Below are 15,734 nucleotides of genomic sequence, written 5' to 3' on the forward strand. Positions count from 1 at the left end.
CGGCACAAACTGGAAAACCGTGGATTCTGCTGCACTTCCGGGCCATGGGCGAAGAAATGCAAGGGGCCCCGCGTTCCCGCGGGGCCCCCGTTTGGTCCTGAGGCGAACTCAGCCGCGCTCGCTGTTGCGCAGCGCCGCGCCGAGGATGTCGCCCAGCGACGCGCCCGAATCGGACGAGCCATACTGTTCGACGGCCTCTTTCTCTTCCGCGATCTCGCGCGCCTTGATCGACAGGCCCAGGCGGCGGGTCTTGGCGTCCACGTTGGTCACGCGCACATCGACCTTGTCACCGACCTGGAAACGCTCGGGGCGTTGGTCGGCGCGGTCGCGGGACAGGTCCGAACGGCGGATGAACGACTTCATGCCGTTGTAGTCCACCTCGATCCCGCCGTCCTCGATCGCCGTCACCGCCACGGTGATCACCGAGCCGCGCTTCACGCCCTCGATGGCTTCCGAGAAGGTGTCGTCGCCGAGCGCCTTGATCGAGAGCGAGATCCGCTCCTTGTCGGTGTCCACCTCGGTCACGACCGCCTTCACGACGTCGCCCTTGCGGTAGTTCTGGATGGCTTCCTCGCCGCGCTGGTCCCAGCTGAGGTCCGAGAGGTGCACCATGCCGTCGATGTCGTGCTCGAGACCGACGAACAGGCCGAACTCGGTGATGTTCTTCACCTCGCCCTCGATCTGGGTGCCGACCGGGTGCGTTTCCGCGAAGACTTCCCACGGGTTGCGCATGGTCTGCTTCAGGCCCAGCGAGACACGACGCTTGGCGCTGTCGATCTCCAGCACCATGACGTCGACTTCCTGCGAGGTCGAGACGATCTTGCCGGGGTGCACGTTCTTCTTGGTCCAGCTCATTTCCGAGACGTGGACCAGGCCTTCGACACCGGCTTCCAACTCGACGAACGCGCCGTAGTCGGTGATGTTGGTCACGCGGCCCTTGTGGACCGAACCGATCGGGTAGGCCTTTTCCACCGCGTCCCACGGATCCGACTGGAGCTGTTTCATGCCCAGGCTGATGCGGTGGGTTTCCTTGTTGATCTTGATGACCTGGACCTTCACGGTCTCACCGATCGACAGGATCTCCGAGGGGTGGTTCACGCGGCGCCACGCCATGTCGGTGACGTGCAGCAGGCCGTCCACGCCGCCGAGGTCGACGAACGCACCGTATTCGGTGATGTTCTTGACGACGCCGTCAACGGTCTGGCCTTCGTAGAGGTTCGAGATGACCTCGGCGCGCTGTTCCGCACGCGACTCTTCCAGAATGGCGCGGCGCGACACGACGATGTTGCCGCGGCGACGGTCCATCTTGAGGATCTGGAACGGCTGCTTCATGCCCATGAGCGGGCCGGCATCGCGCACCGGACGGACGTCAACCTGCGAGCCGGGCAGGAAGGCCACGGCGCCGCCGAGATCGACGGTGAAGCCGCCCTTGACGCGGCCGAAGATCGCGCCCTCGACGCGGGTCTCGTTGGCATAGGCCTTCTCGAGACGGTCCCAGGCTTCCTCGCGCTTGGCCTTGTCGCGGCTGATGACAGCCTCGCCCCGGGCGTTCTCGACGCGATCGAGATAGACCTCCACCTCGTCGCCGACCGACAGATCGACCGAGCCGGACATGTCGGCAAATTCCTTCAGGTCGACGCGGCCTTCCATCTTGTAGCCGACGTCGATGATGGCCTGGCCCGCCTCGACGGCGATCACGCGGCCCTTCACGACCGAACCCTCCTGGGGGGTGTCGATCTGGAGGCTCTCGTTCAGGAGGGCCTCAAATTCTTCCATGGTTGCTTTGGCGCACATGCAGTCAGTTTTCCTTTTCACGCATTTCACGGGCCAGGCGGTTGTCTCCGCCGGTCTTTTCACCTGCCCAAGGCCAGCCTCGCTCAAAACGACAAGGGCCGCGGATTACTCCCGACCCTGCGCCTGCCTGAGTCCGATGGCTTCGATCGCCTTGTTCACCGCGGCGTCTATAGTCAGTTTCGTCGTGTCAAGCAAGAGCGCATCCGGGGCCGGCCTGAGCGGAGCCGCCTCGCGCTCGCGGTCCCGCCGGTCGCGCTCGCGCAGATCCTGCAGAATCTCGGCCTCGGATTGCCCGCTCCCCTTGGCCGCCAGCTCCAGCCAGCGCCGCCGCGCGCGCTCCTCGTCTGAGGCGGTCACGAAGAGCTTCACCTCCGCCTCGGGACAGATCACCGTGCCGATGTCGCGCCCGTCCAGCACCGCCCCGCCCTCGCGCCGCGCGAAACGGCGCTGGAACTCCACCAGCGCCGCCCGCACCTCGGGCAGCGCCGCCACCCGGCTCGCCGCCTGCCCCGCCTCGGCCGAGCGCAGATCGCCGCGCTCGAGATCGGACATTTCCAGCCCGCGCGCCGCCGCCACCGGCTCCGCCCCTTCGGCCACCCTCGCCCCGACGGCCCGGTAGAGCAGCCCCGTGTCCAGATGCGCAAAGCGGAAATGCGCCGCGACCGCCCGAGAGATCGTGCCCTTGCCCGCGGCCGCCGGCCCGTCGATCGCCACCGTGAAGCGCATTCCGCAGCCTTTCATTCTGGCCCAAATATCCCGCGGGGGTGCGGGGGCGCGAAGCCCCCGCGGCCGCCCTCAACCGTCCGACAGATCCGCCCCGAGCGTGCGCATCAACCCCATGAAGATCGGAAAGGAGGTCTCGATGGGCGAGCCGTCGTCCACCGCGACCGGCGCCTCCGCAGCCATGCCGAGCACGAGAAAGCTCATCGCGATGCGGTGGTCGAGGTGGGTGGCGCAGGTCGCCCCTCCCGGAACGCTCCCCCTCCCGTGCACGACCAGCGTGTCCTCGTCCTCCTCGATCCGCACGCCGCAGGCCTCGAGGCCGCGCGCCATGGCGTCGATCCGGTCGCTCTCCTTCACGCGCAACTCCTTCACACCGCGCATGATGGTGGTGCCGTCCGCGAAGGCCGCCACCACCGACAGGATCGGATATTCGTCGATCATCGACGGCGCGCGCTCGGGCGGCACCTCCACCCCCTTCAGCTCCGAGGCGCGCACGCGGAGGTCCGCGACCGGCTCGCCCCCTTCCTCGCGCTCGTTCTCGAAGGCGATGTCCGCCCCCATCTCGAGCAGCGTCACATAAAGGCCATCCCGCGTCGGATTCCGGCTGACCCCCGGCACGAGGATCTCCGACCCTTCCACGATCAGCGCGGCGCAGACCGGAAAGGCCGCCGAGGACGGATCGCGCGGCACCGCCACCGTCTGCGGCCGCAGCTCGGGCTGCCCCGTCAGGGTGATGATCTGCCCTTCGGGCGCGGCCTCGACCGTCAGCTCCGCCCCGAAGCCGCGCAGCATCCGCTCGGAATGGTCCCGCGTGGCCTCGCGTTCGACGACCACCGTCTGGCCCGGCGCGTTCAACCCCGCGAGCAGGACGGCCGACTTCACCTGCGCCGACGGCACCGGCACCGTGTAGTGCACCGGCACCGGCTCGGCCGCCCCCACCAGCGTCATCGGCAACCGCCCGCCCTTGCGGCCGTAGGCGCGCGCCCCGAACAGCGCCAGCGGATCGGTCACCCGCCCCATCGGCCGCTTGCGCAACGAGGCGTCGCCCGTGAAGGTGGCGGTGATCGGCGACGTCGCCATCGACCCCATGATCAGCCGCACCCCCGTTCCCGAGTTGCCGCAGTCGATCACCTCGGCGGGTTCGGCAAAGCCGCCCACTCCCACCCCATGCACCGACCAGTCGCCCGGGCCGTGCTGGATCAGCTCGGCCCCGAAGGCGCGCATCGCCTTGGCCGTATCGAGCACGTCCTGCCCCTCGAGCAGGCCCGTGATCCGCGTCTCGCCAACAGCCATCGCGCCGAGGATCAGCGCGCGGTGGCTGATCGACTTGTCGCCCGGGATCTCGGCCCGCCCCCTGAGCGGCCCCGAGCGGCGGGCGGTCATCGGTTGCGCGGCCCCGTGTCCGGACATGGTCTTCCTCCAGATTGACGGCGCGAGCCTTACCCAATGCGCCCCGTCCGGTCCAGCGCCAAACCCGGCCCGACCTGTCGCCCCCGAAGGTCGCCGCCGCTTGTCGGCCGGTCCTCCCCGAAGCCGTCGTGCGACCGCGCGACAGGCCGGCGCGAGAATGCTCGCGCAGGATGTGAACAACTCCCCGCAACGCACTCCCGCAACAAGGGAACTGTCTCTCCGACCTCAACCCATCCGCCGGAAGGTCAGGTAATGCGGCTCCCGCCCTTCGCGCAGCGCCTTCTGCTCGTAGCGGGTCGAGAGCCAGTCCTCCCACGGAGTGCCGCTCTGGTTCACCAGATCGAACCCCGCAAGCGGCACCTCTTCCAGCGTCTGCCGGACATAGTCGGGAATGTCGGTCGCCACGCGGAACTCGGCCCCCGGCGCAAGGACACGCGCCAAGGGCTGCAGATGGCCCTGCGTCACGAAACGGCGCTTGTGATGGCGTTTCTTCGGCCAGGGATCGGGATAGTTCAGAAAGGCCTTCCGGATCGAGCCTGCCGGCAGCACGTCAAAGAGATCGCGCACATCCCCCGGGTGGACGAGCAGGTTCTCGACCCCCGCCTCGCGGATCTTGCCAAGCAGCATCGCCACGCCGTTCACGAACGGCTCGCACCCGATCAGGCCCACGTCGGGGTTCCGGGCGGCCATATGGACCATGTGTTCGCCGCCGCCGAAGCCGATCTCGAGCCAGACCGGCCGACCACCGAACAGCACCCCGAGATCCAGAGGCCGACGCTCGGGATTTTCTTCAGGCGAGATGCCGGCGGGGCGAAGCCTGCCGAGATCCTCGGTGAGGTACGTCTTCTGCGAGGGACGGAGCGTCTTGCCCGACCGCCGCCCATAGAAGTTGCGCCAGCCCGACGCCGGCTCGCCCTCCGAGCCCGGCGCCACCCCGGCCTGTGTCTGTCCGATGCCGGATTCGGCAGCCTTGTCTTCCGTCATGTCGGCACCTCTCACCGCCTGTGCCTGCCCCTAAACGTCGCCGCCGCGCAGGTCAACCGCCCGTCGCGCAAGATCCTGCCCTCCCGGGAACCCGGACATCTGCAGAATACAGAACCCTTCATCGTCAAAGGGTTACAGGCATGTCAGGGCGGCTGTTATCCGATAGCAACGCGGGGTTTTTGCCTGACACCGACGTTCGACCCATGTTGCGGAGCAGCAAACGCACCGCCTCGACCCGGGGCGCGAACCATGGAGACGCAGATGACCATCAACCTTCGCAAGACCGCCATCGCCGCGCTGGCCGCCCTGTCGCTGGTGCCCGCGGCCGCCGCTCCGGCCCATGCGCTCGGCAAGAAGGACAAGGCCTTCATCGCGGGTGCCGCCACCGCCGCTGTGGCCGGCGTGGTGATGCAGAACATGCGGGCCAACGGCCAGTGGCCCTTTGCCCAGCAGCAGCCGCGCTACGCCGCCCCGCCGGCGCAGCCGCAGTATTACGTCCAGCCCCGCGCGACCTATGCCACGACCGCGCCGCGCCCGGTGACCTACCAGCCGCGCTACGTCGCCCCCAGCGTCCATTCCACCCCGGCCGCGCAGGCCTTCCGCGAACTCTCGCCCCAGATGCGGCGCGAGGTGCAGATCTCGCTCGCCCGTTACGGCTATTACTCGGGCTCGATCGACGGCGCCTGGGGCCCCGGCACCTCCTCGGCCGTCGAGGCCTACGCGCGGGAAAGCGGCCGTTCGGGCCAACTCGGCAGCATCGCCGGAGCCTACAGCGTGATGGACAGCCTCGGGGGCTGAACCGGATTTCACCAAGGCCTTTTCAGCAAGAGTTTCAGAACGACAGAAGCCCCGGCGATCCGCCGGGGCTTCATTTTGAACGTCGCTCTCGTCAGGCGCCGGATCAGACGGCCTTGAGCAGCGCCTCGGTCAGGTCGGTCCGCTCCCACGAGAAGCCGCCGTCTTCCTCGGGCGCGCGGCCGAAGTGGCCATAGGCCGAGGTCCGTGCATAGATCGGACGGCAGAGGTTCAGATGCTCGCGGATGCCGCGCGGGGTCAGGTCCATGCACTCGGCCACGGCCTTCTCGATCTGCGCCGCATCCACCTGGCCCGTGCCATGGGTGTCCACATAGATCGACAGCGGCTTGGCCACGCCGATGGCGTAGGAGACCTGCAGCGTGCAGCGATCCGCCAACCCGGCCGCCACCACGTTCTTCGCCAGATAGCGCGCGGCGTAGGCAGCCGAACGGTCCACCTTGGTCGGGTCCTTGCCCGAGAAGGCACCGCCGCCGTGCGGGGCCGCGCCACCATAGGTGTCCACGATGATCTTCCGCCCCGTCAGGCCCGCGTCGCCGTCCGGCCCGCCGATCACGAAGGTGCCGGTCGGGTTCACCCACCATTCGGTGGCCTCGGTGATCCAGCCTTCGGGCAGGACCTCGCGGATGTAGGGCTCGACGATGGCGCGGATGTCGGCCGAAGTCTGCTCTTCATGGGCGTGCTGGGTCGAGAGCACGATCGAGCGCACCTCGACGGGCTTGCCGTCCTCGTAGCGCAGCGACAGCTGTGACTTGGCGTCGGGGCGCAGGTCGGGCTCCTGCCCGGACTTCCGCACCTCGGCCAGACGGCGCAGGATGGCATGGGCATACTGGATCGGCGCCGGCATCAGCTCGGGCGTCTCGCGGCAGGCATAGCCGAACATGATGCCCTGATCGCCGGCGCCGTCCTTGTCCACGCCCTGCGCGATATGGGCAGACTGGCGGTGCAGGAAGTTCTGCACCTCGATCGTGCGCCAGTGGAACTCCTGCTGCTCGTAGCCGATGTCCTTCACGCAATCGCGGACGATCCCGTCCACGCGCCCCATGAACTCGTCCAGCTTCTGGGGGTCGGACAGGCCGACCTCGCCCCCGACAACGACACGTCCGGTCGTGGCGAAGGTCTCGCAGGCGACGCGGGCGTTGGGCTCCTCGGCCAGGAAGGCATCGAGGACGGCATCCGACACGCGATCGCACAGCTTGTCGGGGTGACCTTCCGAGACCGACTCGGAGGTGAAGACGTAGTTCATGCGGGACATGGAAAGTGCTCCGTTGGGGTTATCCCCGCCACGCCAGGAAGCCGTTGTGACGGTTGCCCCCCGCGCTACACCCCGCGGGGGAGCCGGGTCAAGCGCGGTGAGGGTCGCGGGTCGCGAAGAGAAGGCCGCAGAGGGCAAAGAGACATGCCAGAAGCGGCAATTCTCCCAAGCGCGAGAAGGGCGTAGCCGGAAACGCCCCCGGCAGTGCGACATCTTTGTATCCCGCCTCGCCCAGCGGCAGTTCGGCCAGCACCCGCCCCCGCGCATCGATCAGGGCCGAAACACCGGTGTTGGCCACGCGGGCCAGCGGCAGCCCCATCTCGATCGCCCGGAGTCGCGTCTGGGCCAGATGCTGATAGGGCCCGTTGAAGGTGCCGAACCAGGCGTCGTTCGTGATCTGGAGGATCCAGTCCGGCCGCTCCTCGGTGCGCAGATCCTGCGGGAAGACCGCCTCGTAGCAGATCAGCGGCAGCGCCTTGCCAAGTCCGGGACCAAGATCGAGCACCTGGGGCCCCTCGCCCGCAGAATAGCCGAACCCCTCCTGCGCCGCAAAGGCGCGGATGCCGAAGAGGTCGAACATCCGGTCGCCCATGGGAACATACTCTCCGAAGGGCGCCAGATGGTGCTTGTCATAAAGGCCGGTGATCCGCCCGTCGGGCGCGACCACCGCAAGGCTGTTCCAGAAGCGCCAGCCCTCGCCGCGCTGGATGCCCACCACGACCGGCGCCCCCCGGCCTGCGGCCGCGATCTCGCTCAGGATACCCGGAGAACGGTCGAGCAGATAAGGGACCGAGGTTTCGGGCCAGATCACCAGGTCGGGGCGCGGGCCCTCGGAACTCAGGGCCAGCAGGCGGCCGAAATGGGTGGCGGCCAGATCCGGGTCCCACTTCATCCGCTGCTCGGCGTTGGGCTGCACAAGGCGCAGGACCGGCCCGGCGGGTGCCGGCTCGGGCAGGGACAGGCGCCAGAGCCCGAAGCCCGAAGCCGCCGCCAGAAGGGCCGCCGAAATACCAAGGCCCCGCCAGCGCAACGCCACCGGCAGCGCGGCGGCAAGCGTGGTCAGAAGCGTGAGGCCCGAGGGACCGACGAGGCTGGCCACCTGCGCCGGCCAGGCGCCGACCCAGACATGGCCGATCAGCGCCCAGGGAAAGCCTGTCAGCACATACCCGCGCGCCAGTTCCACCGCGGCGAGGGCCGTGGCAAAGGCCACCGGGCGCCGCCAGCCGGGCGCGACATGCGCCAGCCAGCCCGCAAGCCCCCAGAAGAGCGCAAGCCCGAAGGCCATCAGCACCAGCGCGAAGGGCGCCATCCAGCCATAGGTCTCGACGTCGATGAGGAAAGGCTCGATGATCCAGCTGAGCGCGAAGGCGAAATGGCCCGCGCCGCCGAACAGGGCGATCAGCGCCGCCTGCCGGCGGCTCGCGGCGCCTGCGACGAGGGCCACCAACCCGGCCAGCGCGGGCAGCGCAAGCCACCACAGGCCGAAGGGCGCCTGTCCGGTGGCCAGCAACAAACCCGCCCCGGCGGCAAGGCCGAGGCGCGCACCATAGGGGCGGCGTTGAGCAAGCGCGATCATCCGGTCTCCGGTTGGCTGGAGCCGTGGGTGCCCCGGACGCCCTCCGGCGTCAAGGGCTCCCCCGTCGCGAGCGCGTGATCGCGCAATGTCGTCCGGGGACCCGCCTTCCGCGTCCCCGGCGACGGTTCAGCCGGAAGGAAGAGGCTGTTCCGCCTTGGGGCGCGCCCCGGCCGAGGTGGTGGCATGACCCGGCAGACGCACGCGCAGACGCTTGATCTTGCGGGCGTCCGCGTCGATCACCTCGAACTCGGCGCCGCTTTCGTCGGGCACGATCTCGCCACGGACCGGCACGCGGCCGGTACGCAGGAAGACGAGCCCGCCCAGCGTATCGATCTCTTCGTCCTCCTCGTCGCGGCGCAGGCGCAGGCCGATCTCGGCCTCGAACTCGTCGAGCGGCGCGCGCGACTGCGCCATGTAGACCCCCGGCTTCTCGAGGGTCCAGAGCGGGCCTTCAGCCTCGTCATGTTCATCCTCGATCTCGCCGATCACCGTCTCGATCAGGTCCTCGATGGTCACGAGCCCGTCCACGCCGCCGTATTCGTCGATCACCAGCGCCATGTGAACCCGCTCGCGCTGCATCTTCTGCAGCAGGACGCCGATGGGCATCGAGGGCGGCGCGTAAAGCAGCGGCCGCAGCATGGACCGGAAATTGAACTCGCCGCCGCCGTTGAACCCGTGCTGCAGCGCAAGATCCTTGAGCAGGACCAGACCCAGCGGCTGGTCGAGCGTCTCGCGATAGACCGGCAGGCGCGAGAAGCCATGCTCGCGGAACACCGCGACCAGATCCTCCTTGCCGAGATCGACGGGCACCGCCACGATCTCCACCTTGGGAATCGCCACATCGTCCACCCGCAGGCGGCGAAGGTTGGCAATGCCGGGAAGGGTCAGGCTGCTCTGTGCGATGGCGAATGCCCGGTCCTCTGGAGACAGGGCGCCATTTCCACCCTCGGCGGGCGCAAAGGCACTGAAAAGTCGGCCGAACAGGCCCTTGGGCCCAGATTCCGCCTGGTCGTCTTCCGTCTGGTCGGGCGCGCTCTGCGCTGCCATAGACCCGTCGCCGCTACTGTCCATCTGTCCTTTCCGAATGGCCGCGCCCGATCCGGCGCAAAATCAATATGGGTCTGGGACCCCCAGCCCCGCAAGTATTCTCGTCTCGGTGGCTTCCATGAGGTCGGCATCCGCCTCATCGACATGGTCATAGCCCAGCAGATGCAGGATACCATGGACGAGAAGATGCGTCACATGGTCCGGGACGGGCTTGCCCTGCTCGGCCGCCTCGCGCGCGCAGGTTTCGTAGGCGATCGCGATGTCGCCAAGATGCTCGGGATCCTCGGGCTCGCCGGGTTCGGGCGGCTCGGGCGCAAGGCCGGCCTCGTCCGAGGCGCGCTCTTCCGACGGCCAGGAGAGGACGTTGGTCGGCTTGCCCTTCTGGCGGAAGGTGCCGTTCAGTTCGGCGATCCGTGCGTCGTCGCAGCCCATCACCACCAGGCTGAACCCCTCCGGACGCAGGTCGAGCCCGGCAAGGGTCGCCTCGGCGGCGCGGGTCGCGAGCGCGGGGAGGTCAAGCTCCTCCCAACGCCCGTCTTCGATCACTGTATCAACCAGAGGCTCCATCTTCGGCCTCATACGCCTCGATGATGCGGGCCACAAGCGGGTGCCGCACCACGTCCTTCGCCGAGAAGTAGTTGAAGGACACGCCCCGCACCGTCTTCAGCACCCGCTCTGCGTCGGCCAGCCCCGAGGCCATGCCCCGCGGCAGGTCGATCTGGGTGCGGTCGCCGGTCACGACCATGCGGCTGCCCTCGCCCAGACGGGTGAGGAACATCTTCATCTGCATGGTCGTGGCGTTCTGCGCCTCGTCCAGCACCACGAAGGCGTTCGAGAGCGTGCGGCCCCGCATGAAGGCCAGCGGCGCGATCTCGATCCGCTTCTCCTCCATCAGCTTCTGCAGCTGTTTCTGCGGCAGGAAGTCGTTCAGCGCGTCATAGAGCGGCTGCATGTAGGGGTCGATCTTCTCCTTCATGTCGCCGGGCAGGAAGCCCAGCCGCTCGCCCGCCTCGACCGCGGGACGCGACAGGATGATGCGATCGACCACGCCGCCGATCAGCATGGTCACCCCCACCGCCACGGCGAGATAGGTCTTGCCGGTGCCCGCAGGCCCGATGCCGAAGGCAAGCTCATGGTCGAAGAGGTTCGCCACATAGGCCTTCTGCGCCTCGGTCCGGGGCTCGACCGGCTTCTTCCGGGTACGGATCTCGTATTTTCCCGGAGTGAAAAGTTCGATCTGCTCGCCCTGCGCCGCGTCGGGGGCCGGACGGCCCAGCCGGATGGCGCCGTCGATGTCGCCCGCCACCAGACCCCGGCCCGCTTCGAGACGCGAATAGAGCGCGCGCAGGACGCCCGCCGCCTGATCCCTCGCCTCCCTGTCGCCGATCACCGCGAGCCGGTTGCCCCGGCGCAGGATATGCACTCCCATCTGGTGTTCGATCTGCGCGAGGTTGCGGTCATATTCGCCGCAAAGATCGATCAGCAAACGGTTGTCCGGGAATTCGAGAAGCGTTTCCACGACATCCTCGGAACGGGTCGGGGGGGTCAGCGCGCTGATGCCCAAAGACATCTCCTTGTGCTGGAGGGCAATGAAATAAGAGTGGGGTCGCAACCTCTTCAAGGCAAGAAAATAGGTGACGAAACCACAAATTCTTGTGACGCTCTCACATGAGGACCCAAGAAATGAACAAGGCCGCGGGCGATGCCGCGGCCCCGCTCCAAGCTGTTTCCCGTGGGTGCCTCAGACGCCGATCCGCTCTCCGGCCAGCGAGTTCGGGCCGCTTGCGGTGATGCGCACCCGCACGAGATCGCCGGGGCGTGCGCCGGGATCCTCGACATGCACCGCATGGAGATAGTCGGACTTGCCGACCATCTGGCCCGGCAGCCGGCCCGCCTTCTCATAGAGGACCCCCAGTTCGCGCCCCACCATCGCCGCCTGCGCGGCGCGCTGCTGTTCGCCCAACAGCGCCTGCAGGGTCTGAAGTCGCGCGTCGCACAGCTCGGCCGGCAGTTCCGGCTTCTCGGCGGCCGGCGTTCCGGGCCGCGCGGAATATTTGAACGAGAAAGCCGAACCGAAGCCGACGGCGCGGATCAGGGCCAGCGTCGCTTCGAAATCGGCGTCCGTCTCGCCCGGAAAACCCACGATGAAATCCGAGGTCAGCAGGATGTCGGGGCGGGCCGCCCGGATCCGCTCGACCAGTCGCAGATACTGTTCGGCCGTATGCTTGCGGTTCATGGCCTTGAGGATCCGGTCGGACCCGGACTGCACCGGCAGGTGAAGGTAGGGCATGAGCTTGGGCTCCTGCCCATGGGCCTCGATCAGATCGTCAGCCATGTCATTGGGATGCGAGGTGGTGTAGCGCAGCCGCTCGAGCCCGTCGATGCGCGCAAGCTCTCGGATGAGCCCGCCGAGGCCCCGGCCGTCGTTCGACCAGGCGTTGACGTTCTGGCCCAGCAGCGTGATCTCGCGCACACCCTTTTCGACCAGCGCGCGGGCCTCGGACATCAGGCGGGCAAAGGGCCGGCTGACCTCGGCGCCGCGGGTGTAGGGCACGACGCAGAAGGCGCAGAACTTGTCGCAGCCCTCCTGCACGGTCAGGAAGGCGGTGGGGCCGCGCAGCGCCTTGCGCTCGGGCAGATGATCGAACTTGTCCTCTTCGGGGAAGTCGGTGTCGATCACCCGCGCCCCGCCTTCGGTGCGCTCCAGCATGTCCGGCAGGCGGTGGTAGCTCTGCGGCCCCACCACCAGATCGACGAGCGGCATACGGCGCAGGATCTCCTCGCCCTCGGCCTGCGCCACGCAGCCGGCCACGCCGATCTTGAGATCCGGCCGCGCCACTTTCAGCGGGCGGAGGCGGCCCAGATCCGAATAGACCTTCTCGGCGGCCTTTTCGCGGATGTGACAGGTGTTCAGGAGAACCATGTCCGCCTCTTCGGCGACCTCGGTCAGCACATAGCCCTTGGCACCCAGCGCCTCGGCCATGCGCTCGCTGTCATAGACGTTCATCTGACAGCCGTAAGTCTTGATGAAGAGCTTGCGGGATTCGGACATGGATGCGTCCCCCTTTCGATGAGGGCGCGTCTTAACCGGAATCGCAGGGGTCTTGCAATCGGTACGGCCTGCAAAGCCCGCCTAGTGGCCCGACGGCGGCCCCCGGACCAGATCCCAGATCGCGAGGAGCAGCGTCGCCGCGATCACCAGCCCCAGGTCGAGCCGTGGCACCTCCATCACGAGAATTCCAAGGAAGGCCGCAAGCACCACGAGGGCCAGCAGCGGAAGGAGTCGTGCAGTCATGGGGCCGTCTCCGATGCCGATGGTGATGGTGACAAGCGCCCGACAAGCCAGCGCGCCGTGCGCAGAAGCCGTGCATCGCCGCCGCGGGGTCCGACGAGCTGCGCGCCCATCGGCAGCCCCTCGGACGAGGCAAAGAGCGGCAGGGTGATGGCCGGGAGGCCACAGAGCGTCCAGAGGCCGTTGAAGATCGCATCCCCGGTCGTCTCGCGGCCCGGCGCCGGGCCCGGCGCGGCCGGACAGAGGATCGCGTCGCAGCGGTGGAAGATCGGCGCAAGACCGGCCAGAAGATCGGATCGGGCGTCGAGCGCCCGAAGATAATCCGTGGCCGGGATCGCGCGCCCCTCGGCCAGCGCCTCACGCAGCAGCGGCGACAGAGGCGCTTGCGCCTCCAGATCCGCGTAATGGTGCGCCATCTCGGCCAGGTTGATCCGGCGCCGGAGATCGGCGGCCGCACCGAACGACGGAGGCAGGTCCAGCGCGATGCAGTCGCGCCCCAGAAGCGATGCCAGCTCTTCCAGGGCAAGGCGCATGTCTTCGGAGGCCGCCTCCCAACCCGGAGGCCGCACGAAGGCCAGCGTCGGCGCCACCGGGGGCGCGCTGGCGGCGGTCTCGGGCAGCCGCGGCGCGGGCATGGGCTCGCTCGCCGGATCGGCGGGATCGTGGCCCGCCAGCGCCTCGGCCAGCAGCGCCACATCCTCGACGCTGCGTCCGAAGACCCCCATCGTGTCGAGGCTTGGCGACTGGCTGAGCACGCCCGTGCGGGGAATGAGGCCGAACGAGGGCTTGAACCCGGTGATGCCGCAGAAGGCGGCGGGCCGGATGACCGAGCCGCCGGTCTGGGTGCCGATGGCGAGCGGCACCATTCCCGCGGCCACGGCGGCCGCGGACCCCGAGGAGGAGCCGCCAGGTGTTCGAGCCGGATCGTGCGGATTGCGTGTGGCGGGCGGCTCGAGGAAGGCCGCCTCGGCGGTTGCGGTCTTGCCGATCAGGATCGCGCCCGCGGCCCGCAGCCGCGCCGCCACGAAGGCATCGGTCTGCGCCACGCGCCCGGCCCGGTCGGCAAGGCCGTGGCCGGTGGGCATTCCCCGGACGTCGATCACATCCTTCACCCCCACCGGCAGCCCGTGCAGCGGCCCGATCGGGGCACCGCTGAGGCGCCGGGCATCGAGCGCACGGGCCTGGGCCAGCGCGTGCGCGCCGTCGAGGAAGGCCCAGGCCCGGACATCCGGCTCGCGCGCGGCAATGCGGGCAAGGCAGGCCTCCACCAGTTCCACCGCCCGCAGCGCGCCGCTTGCCAGCCGGTCGCGCACCTCGGTCGCGGGCAGCGCCAGCAGGGCGCCCTTGGGATCAGCGTGCCCCATAGACATACTCCGGAAGAGCAAAGACGATCTGCGGATAGAGATACATCAGCGCCATGCAGAGGAAGACCATGCCGACATAGGGGATCGAGCCTGCGAAGATCTGCGTCAGCTGCACCTGAGGGGGCGCGATACCCTTGAGGTAATAGGCCGACATCGCCATGGGTGGTGTCAGGAACGAGGTCTGCAGGTTCAGCGCGACCAGCACGCCGAAGAACAGCGGGTCGATGTCGAAGATCGCCAGCAGCGGCAGGAAGATCGGCACGAAGATGATGATGATCTCGGACCATTCCAGCGGCCAGCCGAGGATGAAGATGATGAGCTGGGCCAGGATGAGGAACTGGAACGGCGTGAGGTTCAGCCCGCCCACGAAGTCGGCGATGAGATGCTCGCCGCCAAGGTAGGAGAAGACCGCCGAGAAGGTGTAGGAGCCGACAAACAGCCAGCAGACCATCGCCGTCGTCCGCACCGTCAGATAGACGCTTTCGCGCAGGCGCTCGAAGGTCATGGCGCGGTAGGCGACGGCCAGCAGCATCCCCCCCAGGGCGCCGATGGCCGCGGCCTCGGTGGGGGTGGCCAGCCCGAAGAGGATCGAGCCCAGCACCGAGAAGATCAGCACCGCCAGGGGAAAGAACGAGGTCGCCAGCATCCACAGAAGCTGACCCATCGGCACGTCGGGCACCTCGGTCTTCGACGGCCGCGGCGCCACGCTCGGCTGCAGGATCGAACGGCCGATGATATAGACGAGATAGAGCCCCACCAGCGTCAGCCCCGGCAACAGCGCCGCCGCATAGAGCCGCACGATCGACACGCCCGAGGCCGCCGCATAGACGATCAGCATGATCGAGGGCGGGATCAGGATGCCCAGAGTTCCGCCCGCACAGATGATGCCCGAGGCGAAGGACTGGTCGTAGCGGGCCCGCAGCATGGCGGGCAGCGCCAGCAGCCCCATCAGCGTCACCACCGCCCCGACGATCCCCGTCGCGGTGGCAAAGAGCGCGCAGGTGATCAGCGCCGCCACCCCCATCGAGCCGGGGATGCTCTTGGCGGCGATGTTCAGCGTGGTGAACAGCCGGTCCACGATGTTCGCCCGCTCGACGATGTAGCCCATGAACAGGAACAGCGGGATCGCCGTCAGCACCTCGTTCGACATGACCGTATAGGTCTGGTTGATGAAGAGGTCGAAGATCCGGTTGTTGAAGAAGCCCTCGATCCAGGTGGTGAGCGAGGTCCAGCCGTCCGCTTCCTCGCCGAGCCGGTTGAAGGCCCGCCACATGCGACCCGGATCGAAGTAGGCGTAGTAGCCAAAGCCGATGCCGAGGGCCATGAGGGTGAAGGCGATGGGAAAGCCGAGAAAAACCAGCGAGATGAAGATGCCCAGCATCATGAGGGCGACTTGGGGGTCGGTCACTCGGCCGTCTCCAGGGTGATGGGATGAAGCGAGCTGGTCCGGTTCAGGTCGGGCGCAGACGCCGGGGC

Annotated in this window: 14 protein-coding genes and 1 riboswitch; of the genes, 1 reads left to right on the top strand and 13 read right to left on the bottom strand. The window is 68.1% G+C overall.

The window, feature by feature from the left end; genetic code table 11:
- Positions 1 to 108: 108 nt before the first annotated feature.
- The 4 genes from rpsA to trmB form a co-directional block, all read right to left on the bottom strand.
- Positions 109 to 1,794, bottom strand: a complete 1,686-nt coding sequence (rpsA, locus tag LV780_RS16260) for a 30S ribosomal protein S1 (RefSeq protein ID WP_011910759.1) — start codon at positions 1,792 to 1,794, stop codon at positions 109 to 111.
- A 105-nt stretch (positions 1,795 to 1,899) separates the two neighbouring features.
- Positions 1,900 to 2,520: a (d)CMP kinase gene (locus LV780_RS16265; RefSeq protein ID WP_101339915.1), complete on the bottom strand. Its 621-nt coding sequence runs from the start codon at positions 2,518 to 2,520 to the stop codon at positions 1,900 to 1,902.
- A 69-nt stretch (positions 2,521 to 2,589) separates the two neighbouring features.
- A complete protein-coding gene (gene aroA / locus LV780_RS16270; RefSeq protein ID WP_108221145.1) occupies positions 2,590 to 3,927 on the bottom strand; it encodes a 3-phosphoshikimate 1-carboxyvinyltransferase in 1,338 nt (445 codons plus the stop codon).
- A gap of 225 nt (positions 3,928 to 4,152) precedes the next feature.
- Positions 4,153 to 4,911: a tRNA (guanine(46)-N(7))-methyltransferase TrmB gene (gene trmB / locus LV780_RS16275; protein WP_233864153.1), complete on the bottom strand. Its 759-nt coding sequence runs from the start codon at positions 4,909 to 4,911 to the stop codon at positions 4,153 to 4,155.
- A gap of 261 nt (positions 4,912 to 5,172) precedes the next feature.
- Here trmB and LV780_RS16280 point away from each other — a divergent pair, with 261 nt between their 5' ends.
- Entirely contained in the window at positions 5,173 to 5,709 is a 537-nt protein-coding gene (locus LV780_RS16280) for a peptidoglycan-binding protein (RefSeq protein WP_101339972.1), read from the top strand.
- 103 nt (positions 5,710 to 5,812) lie between these two features.
- On the opposite strand, the gene metK is transcribed toward LV780_RS16280, so the two are convergent.
- The 9 genes from metK to LV780_RS16325 form a co-directional block, all read right to left on the bottom strand.
- On the bottom strand, positions 5,813 to 6,979 hold the full coding sequence (gene metK, locus LV780_RS16285; protein ID WP_011910754.1) for a methionine adenosyltransferase: 1,167 nt from the start codon (positions 6,977 to 6,979) through the stop codon (positions 5,813 to 5,815).
- Between the two features lie 6 nt (positions 6,980 to 6,985).
- Positions 6,986 to 7,035, bottom strand: a riboswitch (SAM-SAH riboswitch).
- A 32-nt stretch (positions 7,036 to 7,067) separates the two neighbouring features.
- A complete protein-coding gene (gene lnt / locus LV780_RS16290) occupies positions 7,068 to 8,555 on the bottom strand; it encodes an apolipoprotein N-acyltransferase (protein WP_108221144.1) in 1,488 nt (495 codons plus the stop codon).
- 126 nt (positions 8,556 to 8,681) lie between these two features.
- Complete coding sequence (locus LV780_RS16295; RefSeq protein ID WP_011910752.1) at positions 8,682 to 9,626, bottom strand: hemolysin family protein; 945 nt, start codon at positions 9,624 to 9,626, stop codon at positions 8,682 to 8,684.
- 39 nt (positions 9,627 to 9,665) lie between these two features.
- Positions 9,666 to 10,169, bottom strand: a complete 504-nt coding sequence (gene ybeY / locus LV780_RS16300) for an rRNA maturation RNase YbeY (RefSeq protein WP_108221143.1) — start codon at positions 10,167 to 10,169, stop codon at positions 9,666 to 9,668.
- On the bottom strand, positions 10,153 to 11,172 hold the full coding sequence (locus LV780_RS16305; protein ID WP_011910750.1) for a PhoH family protein: 1,020 nt from the start codon (positions 11,170 to 11,172) through the stop codon (positions 10,153 to 10,155). Before LV780_RS16305 ends, ybeY begins: the two co-directional genes overlap by 17 nt.
- Before the next feature lie 171 nt (positions 11,173 to 11,343).
- On the bottom strand, positions 11,344 to 12,654 hold the full coding sequence (miaB, locus tag LV780_RS16310) for a tRNA (N6-isopentenyl adenosine(37)-C2)-methylthiotransferase MiaB (RefSeq protein ID WP_108221142.1): 1,311 nt from the start codon (positions 12,652 to 12,654) through the stop codon (positions 11,344 to 11,346).
- A gap of 81 nt (positions 12,655 to 12,735) precedes the next feature.
- On the bottom strand, positions 12,736 to 12,897 hold the full coding sequence (locus tag LV780_RS16315; RefSeq protein ID WP_108221141.1) for a hypothetical protein: 162 nt from the start codon (positions 12,895 to 12,897) through the stop codon (positions 12,736 to 12,738).
- A complete protein-coding gene (locus tag LV780_RS16320) occupies positions 12,894 to 14,258 on the bottom strand; it encodes an amidase (protein ID WP_108221140.1) in 1,365 nt (454 codons plus the stop codon). Before LV780_RS16320 ends, LV780_RS16315 begins: the two co-directional genes overlap by 4 nt.
- The gene (locus LV780_RS16325; protein WP_011910746.1) at positions 14,245 to 15,666 is read right to left on the bottom strand and encodes a TRAP transporter large permease; all 1,422 of its coding nucleotides are present in this window, start codon (positions 15,664 to 15,666) and stop codon (positions 14,245 to 14,247) included. The genes LV780_RS16320 and LV780_RS16325 overlap by 14 nt, the downstream gene beginning before the upstream one ends.
- Between the last annotated feature and the right edge of the window lie 68 nt (positions 15,667 to 15,734).

It is taken from the genome of Cereibacter azotoformans (assembly GCF_021391315.1).
GTDB lineage: Bacteria > Pseudomonadota > Alphaproteobacteria > Rhodobacterales > Rhodobacteraceae > Cereibacter_A > Cereibacter_A azotoformans.